The 15,835-nt window shown below is 72.1% G+C and carries 14 protein-coding genes; 3 read left to right on the top strand and 11 right to left on the bottom strand.

The window, feature by feature from the left end:
• Nucleotides 1–5: 5 nt before the first annotated feature.
• Nucleotides 6–245: a hypothetical protein gene (locus tag ACTVAJ_RS28310; protein ID WP_470391345.1), complete on the bottom strand. Its 240-nt coding sequence runs from the start codon at nucleotides 243–245 to the stop codon at nucleotides 6–8.
• A 199-nt stretch (nucleotides 246–444) separates the two neighbouring features.
• On the opposite strand from ACTVAJ_RS28310, the gene ACTVAJ_RS28305 reads away from it, so the two are divergent.
• The 3 genes from ACTVAJ_RS28305 to ACTVAJ_RS28295 all read left to right on the top strand — a co-directional run bounded on the left by ACTVAJ_RS28305 (nucleotide 445) and on the right by ACTVAJ_RS28295 (nucleotide 3,329).
• Nucleotides 445–1,635 (top strand): sensor histidine kinase, encoded by a 1,191-nt coding sequence (locus ACTVAJ_RS28305; protein ID WP_470391344.1) that lies wholly within the window; start codon nucleotides 445–447, stop codon nucleotides 1,633–1,635.
• Nucleotides 1,632–2,321 carry a response regulator gene (locus tag ACTVAJ_RS28300; RefSeq protein ID WP_470391343.1) on the top strand — a complete coding sequence of 230 codons (690 nt, stop codon included), beginning with the start codon at nucleotides 1,632–1,634 and terminating at the stop codon, nucleotides 2,319–2,321. Before ACTVAJ_RS28305 ends, ACTVAJ_RS28300 begins: the two co-directional genes overlap by 4 nt.
• Before the next feature lie 84 nt (nucleotides 2,322–2,405).
• Nucleotides 2,406–3,329: a glutaminase gene (locus ACTVAJ_RS28295; RefSeq protein ID WP_470391342.1), complete on the top strand. Its 924-nt coding sequence runs from the start codon at nucleotides 2,406–2,408 to the stop codon at nucleotides 3,327–3,329.
• Nucleotides 3,330–3,355: 26 nt separating this feature from the next.
• Here the strand turns inward: ACTVAJ_RS28295 and ACTVAJ_RS28290 are convergent, their stop codons facing one another.
• From ACTVAJ_RS28290 to ACTVAJ_RS28245, 10 genes are all read right to left on the bottom strand, one after another.
• Nucleotides 3,356–5,095: a serine/threonine-protein kinase gene (locus ACTVAJ_RS28290; protein ID WP_470391341.1), complete on the bottom strand. Its 1,740-nt coding sequence runs from the start codon at nucleotides 5,093–5,095 to the stop codon at nucleotides 3,356–3,358.
• Between the two features lie 260 nt (nucleotides 5,096–5,355).
• The gene (locus tag ACTVAJ_RS28285) at nucleotides 5,356–6,453 is read right to left on the bottom strand and encodes a cytochrome P450 family protein (protein ID WP_470391340.1); all 1,098 of its coding nucleotides are present in this window, start codon (nucleotides 6,451–6,453) and stop codon (nucleotides 5,356–5,358) included.
• Entirely contained in the window at nucleotides 6,450–7,736 is a 1,287-nt protein-coding gene (locus ACTVAJ_RS28280; protein ID WP_470391382.1) for a cytochrome P450 family protein, read from the bottom strand. The genes ACTVAJ_RS28285 and ACTVAJ_RS28280 overlap by 4 nt, the downstream gene beginning before the upstream one ends.
• A gap of 395 nt (nucleotides 7,737–8,131) precedes the next feature.
• Entirely contained in the window at nucleotides 8,132–10,423 is a 2,292-nt protein-coding gene (locus tag ACTVAJ_RS28275; protein ID WP_470391339.1) for a heavy metal translocating P-type ATPase, read from the bottom strand.
• 434 nt (nucleotides 10,424–10,857) lie between these two features.
• Nucleotides 10,858–11,028 carry a hypothetical protein gene (locus ACTVAJ_RS28270; protein WP_470391338.1) on the bottom strand — a complete coding sequence of 57 codons (171 nt, stop codon included), beginning with the start codon at nucleotides 11,026–11,028 and terminating at the stop codon, nucleotides 10,858–10,860.
• Between the two features lies 1 nt (nucleotide 11,029).
• Nucleotides 11,030–11,245 carry a heavy-metal-associated domain-containing protein gene (locus ACTVAJ_RS28265; protein ID WP_470391337.1) on the bottom strand — a complete coding sequence of 72 codons (216 nt, stop codon included), beginning with the start codon at nucleotides 11,243–11,245 and terminating at the stop codon, nucleotides 11,030–11,032.
• Between the two features lie 658 nt (nucleotides 11,246–11,903).
• Nucleotides 11,904–12,503 carry a GNAT family N-acetyltransferase gene (locus ACTVAJ_RS28260; RefSeq protein WP_470391336.1) on the bottom strand — a complete coding sequence of 200 codons (600 nt, stop codon included), beginning with the start codon at nucleotides 12,501–12,503 and terminating at the stop codon, nucleotides 11,904–11,906.
• 223 nt (nucleotides 12,504–12,726) lie between these two features.
• Nucleotides 12,727–14,226, bottom strand: a complete 1,500-nt coding sequence (locus tag ACTVAJ_RS28255; protein WP_470391335.1) for an alanine/glycine:cation symporter family protein — start codon at nucleotides 14,224–14,226, stop codon at nucleotides 12,727–12,729.
• A 162-nt stretch (nucleotides 14,227–14,388) separates the two neighbouring features.
• Nucleotides 14,389–14,676: a GNAT family N-acetyltransferase gene (locus ACTVAJ_RS28250; protein ID WP_470391334.1), complete on the bottom strand. Its 288-nt coding sequence runs from the start codon at nucleotides 14,674–14,676 to the stop codon at nucleotides 14,389–14,391.
• Between the two features lie 162 nt (nucleotides 14,677–14,838).
• Nucleotides 14,839–15,777, bottom strand: a complete 939-nt coding sequence (locus tag ACTVAJ_RS28245) for a DUF5996 family protein (RefSeq protein ID WP_470391333.1) — start codon at nucleotides 15,775–15,777, stop codon at nucleotides 14,839–14,841.
• Between the last annotated feature and the right edge of the window lie 58 nt (nucleotides 15,778–15,835).

Below are 15,835 nucleotides of genomic sequence, written 5' to 3'. Positions count from 1 at the left end.
TCCCCTCAGCGGCGGCGCCCCGGGGACAGCGCCCCGGCCGCCAGGACCAAAACCGCGCCGACGACCGCGACGGCGAGGTTGGCGAACAGCGCGTACTGCTGGAGGAACGCCGCGTTCGGGATCACGAGGCGGTTGAACGAGTTGAGGACGACCCCGAAGAACGGCTGGTACCAGAGGTGGTCGATCGCTCCGCTGATCCCGATCAGGAGGACGAGGACGCCGGCGCCCCGGAGAATCTTTCGCATGGCCCCACGGTAGGGAGGGCGCGGTGCCCGCGCATCGGACGTCGGTGCCCGGACGCGCCGCCAAAGGTGCGGATCCGGAGCACCCGCCGGCTGACCGGCGCGCCCCGCGAACCGACCAAAGTATGGACCCGGCCGACGTCGGTCCCCGGCTCCGGCCTGCGGTGCCCCGGGGGACCGGACCGACCGTAGACTCCGGGCGATGGACGCTTCCACGCCCCCCGAACCGCGACGACGGCGCAGCGCGCGCGACTGGGTCGTGGACCTGGCGATGTTCCTGCTCGCCGTCGGGTTCGGGCTCATGGTCACCGCCAACATCGGCGAGCCCCCGCACGGCCCGGTCGCCTCCGACGCACGCCGCGACCTCCCCCTCTGGCTGGCGACCGCCGAGCAGCTGGTCGCCCTCGCGGGCTGCGTGGCGCTGTGGTGGCGGCGGCGGTGGCCGGTCGGGATCGCCGTGGTCCTGGCCGTGCTGTCGAGCGTGTCCGCGCTCATCGCCGGGGCGATGCTCATCGCGCTCCTCTCCCTGGCCGTGCACCGGCCGCCGAAGGTGAGCCTGTCGGTGTTCGGGATCGCGGTCGGGGCGTCCTTCCTCCACTCGATCCTCTGGCCGGACCCCTTCGTCCCGCTCTTCGTCGACTTCCTGCTGGGGGTGGCGATCCTGGGCACCGTCACCGGGTGGGGGCTGACCGTCCACCACCGCAGGAAGCTCGTGGAGTCGCTGCGCGACCGCGCCGTCCACGCCGAGGCGGAGGCCCGGCTCCGGGCCGAGCAGGCCCAGCACCAGGTTCGCGAGGCCATCGCCCGCGAGATCCACGACGTGCTCGGCCACCGGCTGTCCATGCTCAGCGTGCACGCGGGCGCCCTGGAGTACCGGCCCGACGCCTCCCCCGAGGAGGTCGCCCGTTCGGCGTCGGTGATCCGCGAGAGCGCCCACCAGGCGCTCCAGGACCTGCGGGAGGTGATCGGTGTGCTGCGCGCCCCCGTGGGCGAGCTGCCCCAGCCCACGTTGGCCGACCTGGACCAACTGGTGGAGGAGGCGGACCACGTCGGCGCCCGGGTGGAGCTGGTACGCGACCACGAGGACCCGGTTCCCGAACGGGTGGGCCGCACCGCCTACCGGGTCGTCCAGGAGGCCCTGACCAACGTCCGCAAGCACGCGTCCGGGGCCGACACCCTCGTCCGCGTCACGGGCGCGCCCGGTGCGGGGCTGACCGTGGAGGTGCGCAACGGCCCCGCCTCCGCGCCCCGGCCGCCCGGCCCGGTCGGCGGTGCCGGGCAGGGGCTCGTCGGGCTGGCCGAACGCGTGTCGCTGGCGTCGGGCCGCCTGGAGTACGGACCGACCGACGGTGGTGGCTGGTGTCTGTCCACGTGGCTACCGTGGCCGACATGAGCGAGACGGAGCGGGACAGCCGCGAGACCGGTGTGCTGATCGTCGACGACGACGCGCTGGTGCGGGTCGGCCTGGTGATGATGATGGGCGGTGCGCCCGACATCCGGGTCCTGGCCGAGGCGGAGGACGGGGGCGCCGTCCTCGACCTGGTCGACGAGCACTCCCCGGACGTGGTGCTGATGGACATCCGGATGCCGACGGTGGACGGGCTGACCGCCACCGAGCGCCTGCGGGCCCGCCCCGACGCTCCCGAGGTGCTCGTCCTCACCACCTTCGACGCCGACGAGCACGTGCTGCGCGCCCTGCGCGCGGGCGCGGCGGGCTTCCTCCTCAAGGACACCCCGCCCGCCCAGATCGTGGAGTCCGTCCGCCAGGTGGCCCGCGGCCTGCCCGTCCTGTCCCCCGCCGTGACACGCCGCCTCATCGACCGCGTGGCCGCCAACGACCACGGCGAGCGCGCGGAACGGGCCCGCAACCGGCTCGCGGAGCTCAACGCGCGCGAACTCGACGTGGCCGTGGCGGTGGGACAGGGCCGGTCCAACGCCGACATCGCGTCGCGACTGTTCCTGAGCCTGCCGACGGTCAAGACACACGTGTCGAGCGTCCTCACCAAGCTCGGACTCAACAACCGGGTGCAGATCGCCCTGCTGGTGCACGACGCCCAGCTGCTCGACGGGACGGAATGACCGGGCAAGCTTCCCCCGTTCTCCGGACGCCAGCACGCATACTGTGGGTGAGGAGACCGTGACACACACCGTGGGAGGGGTGCCGTGACCCGCCGCGTCGACCTGCCCCGCGTGCTCGCCGCCGTGTTGGAGCGGGTCGAGCCGCACATCGGCGCGGGCCGGGACGCCGACTACATCCCCGAGCTCAGCAAGGTCGACCCGCACCAGTTCGGGTTCGCGGTGGCCACCGTCGACGGCCAGGTGCACGCCGTGGGCGACTCGGCGGTGCCCTTCTCCATCCAGAGCGTCTCCAAGCTGTTCACGCTCGCCCTGGTGGTGAGCCGGTCCGGGCACGGGATCTGGCGGCGCGTGCACCGGGAGCCGTCCGGCAACGCGTTCAACTCGCTGTACCAGCTGGAGTTCGAGAGCGGGATCCCCCGCAATCCGTTCATCAACCCCGGCGCGATCGTCGTCACCGACCAACTGCTCAGCGACACGGGCGACGCGCTGGGGGCCCTGCGGGACCTGCTGCGCGAGGAGACGGGCAACCCGGGACTGGACGTGGACGCGGTGACCGCGCGCTCCGAGACCGAGACCGGCCATCGCAACCGGGCGCTGGCCTACCTCATGGCGAGCTTCGGCAACATGCGCAATCCCGTCCCCCGGGCGCTCGACCACTACTTCCGCCAGTGCTCGGTCACCATCAGCGCGGAGGACCTGGCCCGGGCCGGGCTCGTGCTGGCCAGGCACGGGGTGCGGGCGGACGGCACCCGGCTGATGAGCCGCGAGGACGCCCGCCGGATCATGGCGGTGATGCTCACCTGCGGGACCTACGACGCGGCGGGCGAGTTCGCCTACCGCGTCGGACTGCCGTGCAAGAGCGGGGTGGGCGGCGGCATCCTGTCGGTGGTGCCCGGCCGGTACGCGGTGGTGGCCTGGGCCCCGGGCCTGGACCCCAAGGGCAACTCGGTCGCGGGGGCGCTGGCGTTGGAGGCCTTCACCGACATCACGCGGTGCTCGGTGTTCTGAGCCGCCGGACCGGGGACCGCCGACGGTCAGGAGGCGGGCTCGAAGGTCTCGGCCATGCGGTCCAGGAGCTCGTGGTTGGCCTCGGGGTCGTCGTCGCTCGCGACGAGGAACAGCGCGTAGCCCTTGTCCTCGGTGTGGAAGCCGCGGTTGACGGCGTGCATCCGCCCGCCGCCGCCGTCGAAGGTGAACTCCCAGTCGGCGGCGCTGACGTAGGCGTCGGCCCAGTCGTCCTCGACGTCCGTGATCCCGATGCGGGAGTAGCCCGGGAAGTTCCGGCTGCCGACCGGCTCGAACTCCCGCCAGTCGTCACCGGCGTCGGGGTTGGGCGCGTCGGTCTGGTCCACCTGGAGATACCCGCCGTCGGGGTTGCGGAAGAAGACGCTGCTGCCGCTGCGCTCCACCGTCCAGTCCTCGGGGACGTCGACGGAGAAGCCGGTGGTGTCCTCGTGGCGGCTGAGGAAGTCCCAGCGGTCGTCGTCCTCCTCCGCCGCCGCGTCCCCGTCCTCCCCGTCCCGGCGGTCGGCGTCCGGGTCGGTGGGCTCCGCGGAGGCGCCGGTCGTGGAGTCGGCGTCCCCGGGGTCGTCGGCACCCGCCCCGGCGACGGGTCCCCCCTGGGTCCCGGCCGCACCCTGGGAGCGGTTCATGCTGATCAGTGCGCTGGTGGCCGCGCCCGCGACCAGCAGCACGACCACGGCGGCGACGATCAGGACGGCCCTGGTCCGCCGCTGCCGCCCGCCGTCCCCGGAGGCGCTCCCGGTCGGCACGGACGGGACCGCGGCCCACGCGACACCGGCCGTTCCGCCGGTGGCTCCGGTCACGGCGTCCGCGTGGTCGGACCCGCGGTCCGGCTCCGCGTCCGCCGCGTCCGCCGGTCCGGGACCCTCGGTCGGCCGGGTGGTCGTGAGGGTGGGCGGGACACCCGCGGAGGCGGCCTCCTCGGTGTCCCGGATCCCGCGCAGGAGGGCGCGCGCCTCGGCGATGGAGAGCCGGTCCCCCGGTTCCTTCGCGCACAGCCCCTCCAGGACGGGGCGGAGCGGACCGGCGTGCACCGGCTCGGGCAGGTCCTGCGTGCAGATGGCGGTGAGCGTCGCCATCGGCGTGGGCCGGTCGAAGGGCAGTGCCCCCTCCACCGCCTGGTAGAGGGTGACGCCGAGCGCCCACGCGTCCGAGGCGGAGCTGGCCTGGAACCCCTGCGCGACCTCCGGCGCCAGGTAGCTGGGGGAACCGATGAGCAGGCCGGTACTGGTCAGGTGGGTGGAACCGTCCAGGTGGGCGATGCCGAAGTCGGTGAGGACCGCGCGGTTCTCCCCCGCGATGAGCACGTTGCCGGGCTTGATGTCGCGGTGCACGATGCCCCGCCCGTGCGCCTCGGCCAGGCCGGCGCACATCTGTTCGCCGATGTCGGCGACCCGCCGCACGGACAGCGGTTCCCCGGAGCGGACCAGGTCGGCCAGGGAGGGCCCCTGGACCAGCTCCATCACGATCCACGGACGGCCGTCCTCCTCGGCCACGTCGAACACGGTGATGATGGACGGGTGGCTCAGCTGGGCGGCGCTGCGCGCCTCGCGCAGCATCCGGGTGCGCAGAACCTCCACCTCGTGTGCCGGGAGACCCGGCGGTGTGGTCAGTTCCTTGACCGCGACCGGCCGGTCGAGGAGGGTGTCGGTTCCCCGCCAGACCCGGCCCATGCCGCCCTCACCGATGACCTCGTCCAGGCGGTACCTGTCGACCAGGGAGCGGCCGGGTTCGGCTGCCGAACTGTTCATGTGACGCGATTCCTCTGAAGGGGAGGGGAGGACGTGGCAGGGGGACCGCGGGAACGGGGCGCGGCGGGGCACGGGGGACATCTCCGAGTCTAGGGACCTCCGGCGGCGTTGGCACGGGCGGCGGCGGTGCGGCGAAGGGCCGACCACCGACCCGACATCGGTTGCACAGCCTCTGAAATGCGACGATCCCGCAAGAAGGGGGATCAAAACCCCTTCTCGCGGGACCGTGGCCGCCGGGCGTGTCCCACCCGGCGTCACTCTCAGCGCAGGCGCACCGGCAGTTTCTCGACCCCGGAGACGATGATCGACGGCAGCGGCCTCAGCTCCTGCGGAGGCACGGCCAGGTCGAGCTTGGGGAACCGCTCGAACAGGCGGGGCAGGACCTCCACGGCCTCCATCCGGGCCAGGTTCGCCCCCAGGCAGTAGTGCCGCCCGTGGGAGAAGGCCAGGTGCGAGGTGTCCTCACGGGTGATGTCGAACTCCCCCGCCGTGGGACCGTACCGCTCCTCGTCCCGGCCGGCGCCGCCGTAACCGATCAGCAGCGGCTCGCCTGCCGGAAGGTGCACCCCGGCCAGCTCGAGGTCGCGGGTCGTGTAGCGCATCGGGATGTACTCGGCCGGGCCGTCCCAGCGCAGGACCTCCTCGACCGCCGCGGACCACGGCGCGCGGCCGCCCATGAGCACGTCGAGCTGGTCGCGGTGGGTGACCAGGGCTCGGACGGCGTTGGCGATGAGGTTCATCGTGGTCTCGTAGCCCGCGCTGATGATGAGGATCAGACTCCAGATGAGCTCCGTCTCGCTGAGCCGGTCGTCCTCGTCGCGGGCCGCGATCAGGGCGGTGGTCAGGTCGTCGCCCGGCTCCTCGCGCTTGGCCGCGACCAGCGCGGTGAGGACCTCGCCGATCTCGGTGAACGCCGCCATCGCGGCCTCGGGCGTGACGCTCTGGTCGAAGAACTGGCCGACCAGGCGGTTCAGCTTCGGCCGGATCGACTCGTCGAGACCGAACAGGTCGCTGATGACCGTCATCGGGAGGGGCTGGGCGAGCAGCGCCCGCAGGTCCACGACACCGTCCCCGCTGTTCGCGGCCGCCTCCTCGACACCGTCCAGGAGGCGGTCGATGATCGCGACGACGCCGCCGCGCAGCAGTTCGATCCTGCGGGGGGTGAAGGCCTTGGAGACGAGCCTGCGCAGCCGGGTGTGCTCGTCGCCGTCACTGGTCAGCATGTTCTCGGCGATGATCCACGAGATGAGCGGCCAGTCCGGCGGGATCTCACCGGCGTTGAACGCGCGCCAGTGCCGCTTGTCCTTCTGGACGTGGGGGCTGGCGAGCGCCTCGGTGACCGCCGCGTGGGAGGTCACGACCCACGCAGCAACCTCACCAGGAAGTTCGACAGGGACGACAGGCCCGAGCGCGCGGAGGTGGGCTGTTTGGGATCGGAGGTTTCCCGGGGCGAGTCGGACGGGCTCCATGAGGGTCCTTCCACATCGGTGGGGGGCAGGGGGGACTGGGGGGTGAACCGGACGGGGAGCTGGAGGGGGATGCAGGACAGGGCGGTGATCTGCCAGCGCAGGTCCTCGCGCGGCACCGCCAGGCGAAGCCCCGGGAGCCGGGCGAGCAGGGTGCGCAGCGCGATCGTGGTGATGACGGTGGCCTCGTCGCGACCGGGGCACCGGTGCGGCCCCGCCCCCCAGGCGACGTGGGCGCGGTTGGGCGCCTCCTCCAGGCGTTCGGCGTTCTCCCTGCGGTAGAAGTGGTTGGCGGCGGCGAAGCTCAGCGTGACCGGCTCGCCCGCCCGGATCGTCCGGCCGCCGCCGAGGGGCACGTCCACGCGCGGGTAGATCACCGGGTAGTTGATGATCGGCGGCTCCAGCCACAGGACGCGGTCGACGACGTCGGCCAGGGCCGCGTCGGAGGGGACCCGGTCCGGGGCGGTCACCTGATCGGCCAGCGCGGAGCGGACGGCGGCGCCGATGAGGTTGGCGGTGGGCTCGTTGGCGGCGCCGACGATGAGGAGCATCTGCATGATGACCTCCTCGTCGGTGAGCCCGGCGCGGTGCTGGATGAGGCGGGTGGTCACGTCGTCACCGGGCTCGCGGTGCTTGGCGCCGACGACCTCGGACAGGGCGCGCTCGGCCTCGGTGTTGGAGCGCTCGGCGTCCACGCCCATCCACATGTTGCGCATGGCGGTGGCGAAGCGCAGGCCCTGGTCCTCGTCGAAGCCGAACAGGTCGTTGAAGACCAGCAGCGGAAGCGTGCGCGCGTACTCGTCGAGCAGGTCGGCCTCGCCGCGCGCGCAGAACTGGTCGATGAGGCCGTCGGCGTAGCGGCGGGTGGTCCCGCGCAGGTCCGCGTCGCTGACGGCGCCGAGGCTGTCGGTGATCGCGCGACGGTAGCGCTGGTGCTCGGCCCCGTCGACGAACAGGGCGTTCGTCCGGGGCGCCATCATCGGCAGGAGCGGGGAGTCGGGGTCGACCCTGCCCTCGCGAAAGTCCCGCCAGACCCGTGAGTCGTGGGTGAACGTGGTGGTGTCCCTGGACCAGGAGATGAGGGTCTCGTAGTCGGTGACCAACCACCCGTGGACGCCCGGTTCGAGCTCGACGGGGACCACCGGGCCGTGTTCCTCGCGCAGTTCGGCGTACACGGCGTAGGGGTCCGGGTGCGGTTCACTCCGCTGGAACGTGGCGTACGGGCATCCAGATGTCACGGGGGCCTCGGGGAAGGGGGAGGAAGGTGGCGAGGGGGCGGGGCGGCGTCGGTCCTGGGGGCTGGTCTCCGTCCTTCGGATCACGAGGATACGGCTGGGGGTACCACGCGGATCGGCACGGGAACCCGTGTGGGGCTCCGTACGAAACCCGGGGCGCGTCCACCGGCCACACCCTAGCGCCCGCCCTCGCGGAACGCGAGACCTGATGCACACCGGGTCATCCCACCTCACCGTCGATCAGGGTTTTCGCGGGGACATCCGCACCGGACACGCGACCGCCCCGGGACGCGGGTCCCGGGGCGGTGGGCGGACCGGTCGAGCCGGTGTCCGGATCAGGCTGCGGTGGCGTGGTCGGTGAGCGGTCGGAACCGGCGCAGCCGCTGGCTGTTGGTCACCACGAACACGCTCGACAGCGCCATCGCGGCCCCCGCCAGCATCGGGTTGAGCAGGCCGAGCGCGGCCAGGGGCAGCGCCGCCGAGTTGTAGGCGAAGGCCCAGAACAGGTTGCCCCGGATGGTGGCCAGGGTCCGCCGCGACAGCCGGACCGCGTCCGCCGCCGCGCGCAGGTCCCCGCGCACCAGGGTCAGGTCGCTGGCCTCGATCGCCACGTCCGTACCCGTTCCCATGGACAGCCCCAGGTCGGCCTGGGCGAGCGCGGCGGCGTCGTTGACCCCGTCGCCGACCATCGCCACGGTGCGGCCCTCGTCCTGGAGCCGCCGGACGACGTCGACCTTGTCCTCGGGCAGGACCTCGGCGACCACCTCGTCGATGCCGACCTCGGCGGCCACCGCGCGGGCCACGGCCGTGTTGTCACCGGTGAGCAGGATGGGGGTGAGCCCCAGGTCGCGGAACTGGCGGACCGCCTCGGCACTGGTGGACTTGACGGTGTCGGCCACGACCAGGACCCCCCGTGCCCGCCCGTCCCAGCCGACGGCGACGGCGGTGCGCCCCTCGGACTCGGCGTCGGCGACCGCGGCGGCCAGTTCCCCGGGCAGGGTCTGCGACCACTCCTCCAGCAGGGCCACCCGGCCGACCAGGACGGCGTGTCCGTCGACGATCCCCTGGACGCCGCGGCCCTCGATGTTGGCGAAGTCCTCCGGGTTGGGCAGGGCGCCGACCCGGGAGACCGCGCCCTTGGCGACGGCCCGGGCGATGGGGTGTTCGGAGGCGTTCTCCAGGGCCCCGGCCAGGCGCAGGAGTTCGTCCTCGTCCTCGCCGCGGGCGACGGTGACACCCGTCAGGGCCATCCGGCCGGTGGTGACGGTTCCGGTCTTGTCGAGGACGACGGTGTCGACCCTGCGGGTGCTCTCCAGGACCTCCGGGCCCTTGATGAGGATGCCGAGCTGGGCGCCCCGGCCGGTACCGACCATCAGGGCCATCGGCGTGGCCAGGCCGAGCGCGCACGGGCAGGCGATGATCAGTACCGCGACGGCGGCGGTGAAGGCGGCGGACACCGACCCGCCGGTACCGATCCAGAACCCGAGCGTGCCCACGGCGATCATGATCGCGATCGGGACGAAGACCCCGGAGACCCGGTCGGCGAGCCGCTGGACCTGCGCCTTGCCGTTCTGGGCGTCCTCCACCAGCCGCGCCATCTGGGAGAGCTGGGTGTCGGAGCCGACCCGCGAGGCGCGGACGACCAGGCGGCCCCCCGCGTTGACGGTGGCGCCGACCACGGCCGTTCCGGGCGCGACCTCCACGGGGACGGACTCGCCGGTGAGCATGCTCATGTCGACGGCGGAGGTGCCCTCCTCGACGGTGCCGTCGGTGGCGATCTTCTCTCCGGGACGGACCACGAAGCGGTCGCCGACGGCGAGCCGTTCGATGGGGACGAGCTCCTCGCGGGTGTCCGGCCCCTCGCCCCGCAGGACGGTGACCTCCTTGGCGCCCAGTTGGAGCAGTGCGCGCAGGGCCGCACCGGCGCGGCGCTTGGACCGGGCCTCGAAGAACTTGCCGAGGAGGATGAAGGAGGTGACCCCCGCCGCGACCTCCAGGTAGATGTTGGCGGAGCCGTCCGTGCGGGTGATGGTGAACTCGAAGGGGTGCACCATGCCGGGGGTTCCGGCGGTGCCGAGGAAGAGGGCGTACAGGGACCAGAGGAACGCGGCGGTCACCCCGAGGGAGACCAGCGTGTCCATGGTCGCCGTGCCGAGCCTGAGGTTCTTCCACGCCGAGACGTGGAAGGGCAGCGCGCCCCAGACGATGACGGGCGCGGCGAGGGCGAGGGACGCCCACTGCCAGTAGGTGAACTGCAGGGCCGGGACCATCGCCATGGCGATGACCGGGGCGGAGAGCAGGAGCGAGACCAGCGCCCGGTCGCGCAGGGCGCGTGCGGGGTCGACCGGCTCGGAGGGGGCCTCCTCCGGCCCGGTGTCGGGCCGCGGGACGGTGGCGGTGTAGCCCGCCTTCTCGACCTGGGCGACGAGTTCGTCGACGGCGACGGGCTCGCCCTCGAAGGACACGCGCGCCTTCTCCGTCGCGAAGTTGACGCTGGCGGTGACGCCCTCCATCCGGTTGAGCCGCTTCTCGATGCGGTTGGCGCACGCGGCGCAGGTCATCCCGCCGATGGCGAGTTCGACCGGAGCCGTCTCGGGGCGTCGCGCCCGGGTTTCGCTGGTACTCAATTCAACGCTCCAACCGCTGTTAGGCGGTGCTTGTCGTGGTCCTCCGCTGCGCTTCGGACCGGATTCGGGCGCCCGGAAGGCGGAGATTCTTCCTCCTCGGCCACGCCTGTCGCTCGTACCTCGCTGCGCGGCTCGCCTCGTCGTGCACAACCCCGCCAACACCCGAACCGTGCTTGTCGTGGTCCTCCGCCGCGCTTCGGACCGGATTCGGGCGCCCGGAAGGCGGAGATTCTTCCTCCTCGGCCACGCCTGTCGCTCGTACCTCGCTGCGCGGCTCGCCTCGTCGTGCACAACCCCGCCAACACCCGAACCGTGCTTGTCGTGGTCCTCCGCCGCGCTTCGGACCGGATTCGGGCGCCTTGAGGACTGGGGTGCTTCCTCCTCGGCGGCGCCCGGACGGCAACCCCTTCGGACGGCCGTTCCAAAAGCTCGCTCTAGTGGTCCTCGCGGACCGCTCCGCCGTGTGCATCCTCCGCCGTGGTCCCGGCCTGGCCGGTGACGCCGTCGGGGAGGAGGGGGCCGGCCAGGGAGCCGACCCCGAACATCGCGGCGAACACGGCCACGAGCCCGAGGGCGAAGAGCCCGAGCTTCGTGGTCACGTTCATGTCAGTTCCGCACCTCGTAGCCGGCCTCGTCGATGGCGGCGCGGACCGCGGCGTCCTCGACGGGGCCGTCGCTGGTCACGGTCACCTTCCTGCTCTCCAGGTCGACCTGGACACCGGTGACGTTCCCGACGCCGGTGACCTCCTGGGTGATGGAGTTGACGCAGTGGCCGCAGCTCATGCCGTCAACTTCGTAGACCGCGGTGGTCGTGGTGGCCATGTCGCCTCCTGAGTACGTGTACATCCCGGCGACCCGATACCGGGCCGCTCCATCTGAGGACAACTATACCCCCCAGGGGTATTAATCCGTCAAGTTCCACGGAACGGTCGTCGACCCCTGTGCCCGAGATTACCCCAGGGGGGTAAAAAGGCGTGGCAGGACACCCTCCCGCGAAAAGGACCGCACCGGGACTCAACCGCCCGCCCACCTGGCTGTACGCCGCCCGTGAGGCGAGGTGGCACCCAGCGGGGCCACCCACCCGGGGCCCGCGGGCAAGAACGGGCCGTCGGCCCCGCGTCCCGCATCCCCGGCCGCGCCCGGACCGGGATACCCGCCCCGGGTTCCCGCGCCCCGGCCGTTCCCCCGCCCGCCGCCCGCCGCCCGCACGCGCACCGCCGACGGGGGTCCGCGCGGTTGGTCCTCAGTACTCTTCGCGGCGGTCACCGACGATCGGGCCGACCACGGACAGGCGGTCGTCAGCTCCCGGTTCCGGAGGATACGGGTCGGGTCCGCGCACCGGACCGTCGCGTGGATCGACCGCGCCGACCTCCGCCCGCGCGCCGCCGGGATACCCTCCCCCGGTTCCCGGGCGCCCTCGTCGGCGGCGTTCCGGTCGGCTCCGCCACCGTCGGTTCGGCACCGTCCGCGCCGTCCGGCCTCAGTCCGCCTTCAGCGCGAGCCGGGCCACCAGCCGCTCGCTGGCGTGGTGCGGGGCGAGTGAGAACCCCGCCCTCCGGAACATCTCCACGGTCCCGGTGTAGACCTCCGCGCTGGGAGCCCGACCGCCCACCGTGTCCACGGGGTAGGCCTCCAGCACCCGCGCTCCGCCCGCCCTGGCGTACTCGATGGCGCCGTCGAGCAGGCGGCTGCCGAGCCCCCTGCGCCGCCGCCTCGGCGGCAGCCAGAAGCAGACCAGCGCCCACACCCCCGGTTCGCCCGGGTCCGCGGGCCGCAGGGACCTGGACCGCGAGAGCCGGATGTAGTCCTCCCGGGGAGCTACCGACACCCACCCGCAGGGCCCGTCGTCGTCGTAGGCGATCAGCCCGGGGACGCGCCCCTCCAGGGTCAGCCGGCGCAGTTCCCCCCGGTTGTCCACGCCCCGCTGGGAGCGCTCACACGAGGTGCTCGCCGTGTGGTCCTTCGCGCGTCTGCGGAAGAACGTGCACCAGCAGTGCCCGTAGGCTCCGGTCGGTCCGAACAGGTTCTCCAGGTCCGACCACCTCTCGGCGGTGGCGGGCTCGATCGAGACGATGGACATCCGACTCCCTCGGCGAGACACACGGGCGCCACAACTGTGATGCAGAACACTAGCGCTTCGTCTTCGTAACCGAAAGAACACGGATGCCGTTAAACAAGGGGGTTTCCGTGCTTCGTCGTGATGCGCACGTTTCGCCGGACCCACTCGCCCCGCGCCTGCGGCGGGGGCGGCGACCCGGCCCTCGGCCCGGCCGCCGCCCCCGCCCGGAGTCGGCGCGGACGGCTCAGTCCGACCCCTGCCTCCGGACGCCGGAGAGGACCGCCTCCTCCGACTCCCAGCACTCGATCCCGCGCAGGTCGGGCGTCCGGTCCCGGGTGAACACCGGGTCCCGCCCCTCCCGACGCTGCTGGTTGTAGTCCTTGAGCAGGCGGAACGCGATCAGTGCCAGCGGCGTGATGGCCACGAGGTTGGTCAGCGCCATGGCGCCCATGGTGGTGTCCGCCAGCGTCCAGACCAGGTCGATCGAGCCCAGCGCCCCCAGGAAGGTCGCCGTCAGGAACACGACCTTGTACCCGAACAGCACACCCCGGTTGGTCGTCAGGTACTCGACGTTGGACTCACCGTAGTAGTAGTTGCCGAGCACCGAGGTGAACGCGACCAGCAGGATGATCAGCGTCATCAGGTGCAGCGCCCACGGGCCGAGCGACGTCATGACCGCCTGCTGGGCCAGGTCGCCCTCCAGCCCGCTGTCGAACGACCCCTCCCAGGCGAACAGGATGATGAAGGCGGTGACCGTGCACAGGACCAGGGTGTCGAAGTACACGCCGAGCGTCTGCACGAGGCCCTGCTTGACCGGGTGCGTCACCGACGCGCTGCCCGCCGCCACCGGGGCCGATCCCAGCCCCGCCTCGTTGGAGAACATGCCCCGGCGGATGCCCTGGATGATCACGGTGCCGAGCGTGGCGGCGCCGAACTCGCGCAGGCCGAAGGCGTGCTCGAAGATCATGGCGAACACGGCCGGGACCGCCTGGTAGTTCATCGCGATGATGACCAGGCCGATCACGACGTACAGCGCGGCGAAGGACGGGATGAGCGCCTGCGCGGTGTGCGCGATCCGGCGGACGCCGCCGAAGATCACCAGGCCGGTGAACACGACGAGCACGACGCCCACAGCGGCCGACAGCCCCGCCCCCGCACCGAGGCCCAGGGTCTCGGCGGAGTTGTTCACCGCCCCGGCGATGGTGTTGCTCTGCACCGCGTTGAACACCATCGGGAAGGTCAGGAGGAGGATGACCGCGAACAGGACCCCCAGCCAGCGCTGGCCGAGCGCGCGTTCCATGTAGTACGCGGGGCCGCCGCGGTACCCGGACCGGTCGCGCACCTTGTACAGCTGGGAGAGCGTCGACTCGACGAAACTGGCACCGCCGACGACCGTCGCCATCAGCCACATCCAGAACACGGCGCCGGGACCGCCCAGCGCGATCGCGACCGACACACCGACGATGTTTCCGGTGCCGACGCGGGTCGCGGCCGAGATCATGAACGCCTGGAGCGAGGACACGGCCTTCTTGCCGTCGGGCGCCGTCTCCGGGCTGCTCCTGAGCACCCGGAACATCTCGGGCAGCATCCGGAGCTGGACCGCGCCGGACCCGATGGTGCAGTACAGGCTGACGACGACCAGGAGCGGGATCACGCCCCAGGCCCAGAGGATGTCGTTGTTGAAGTCCCCGATGGCGCCGGTGACGCGTTCGTTGAGGGTGGGGGATGCGTCTGCGACTAACACGACGGGTGAGCTCCTTCGCTCCGGGGAAACGGACAGTCGTTGCCGTATACCCCCGACCCCGGGCTACTCACCCGTGGCTCCACACCGTCGCGGGAAGGTAATTGTTCTGTTACGCGTAGATTTGTCCGTCCGTGCGCGGCGTCCGCTCCGGACGGATCGGCCTCAGGCCCCCTGGACCAGGTCCCCGTAGGCCGGGTGCCGCTGCAGGAACGCCTGGACGAACGGGCAGATCGGCACGACCTTGAGGTCGCGGGCCCGGATGTCGTCGAGGGACTCGCGTACGAGCGTGCTGGCCACCCCCCTGCCCTCGAAGGAGGACTCCACCTCCACGTGGGGCAGGGCGAGCACCCCCTCCTCGATGAGGTGGTAGGCGGAGAAGCCCACCACCCGCCCGTCGGTGCTCACCTCGTATCTCGACCGCTCCGGCGCGTCGACGACGGTCAGGTCCATGCCACTCCCCCGCTCCGGGTGCCCTCAGCGGGCGCTCTGCGCGCGTTCCGCTTCCGGGGCCACATTCCCCCAGAAACTCCGCACACACCAAAGAACGGGTCAAGATCGCGAGGTGTTCCCGTTCGGGAGCGGCGACGCCCCCGGTTCCGGCCCCGGCGTCCCTCAGCGGCCCGCCGGGTACGGGTCGGTGATCCCCCCGGGACAGGCCAGCGCGTCGATGTCCCACCCGGCCAGCTCCGCCCCCGCCCGGTAGGCGCTCTCCAGGAACTCCAGGACGGTGGCGTGCGGGTCCGGTGCCTTGCGCGCGTCGGCGTACCGCAGCAGCGCCAGGTGCCCGTGGCCGCTCTCCACCCACTCCGCCGACGCGGGCGCGAGCCGCCGTTCGGTGAGCCCTGCGGGTTCGGGGGCGGTGTAGGAGTAGAAGCACGGTTCGGGGGTGTTGTCGTCCCCGAACCAGAACCCGAAGCTCACGACCTCCCGCGAGTAGGCCTCGCGGATCAGTTCACCCGCCTCCCGCGGCTGCGGCACCGGGTGCGGGGAGAAACGCGTGACCGCGATGTCGAACGTGTGCCAGAAGTGGTGCACGGGGCTGGTCTTGCCGGAGAACCCGGCCGAGAACTCCTCCAGGAGGAGGTTGACCTGGCTGAGGATCTGCCAGTACCGCGTGGCCTGCTCGGGCACGTAGGTGGCGTGCTCGTGGTCCTCCGCGAACGGCCGCCCGGCGTCGGGAAGGTCGAACGGGTGCGCCTCCGGAATGCTCCCGTCCACGCCCAGGCTGTCCAGCGCGGACTGGAACCGCAGGTAGAACGAGGCGACGCTGTTCCCCTGGAGCGGGAAGGACACCCGGGTCCCGTCGATGTTCGACGCGACCAGCTGGTGGCGGACGAAGTCGAAGTCGACGGTGAACACGGGGTTCCCGTCCACCATCCCCATCGGACGCGATGTGATCCCGGTACCGGTCAGGTGGAAGGGCACGTGCCACCAGTGGTTGCGGCGCGGGCTGTGGCGCAGGCGCACCTTGCCGACGATCTGCGCGAAGCGGTGCAGCGTCTGCTTGGTGTCGGACCACGCCTCGAGCGGGAAGGGCGGGAACAGCTCCATGGTGCCGGGTCTCCTGGGTGGTGCCTTCTGGACTGGGCTGCGGTGCGGACTCGGTCCC

It is taken from the genome of Nocardiopsis sp. KDC1DS13DA1, assembly GCF_055632325.1.
The sequence above is the reverse complement of the archived record's forward strand: the minus strand, read 5'-3'. Positions and strand labels throughout refer to the sequence as shown.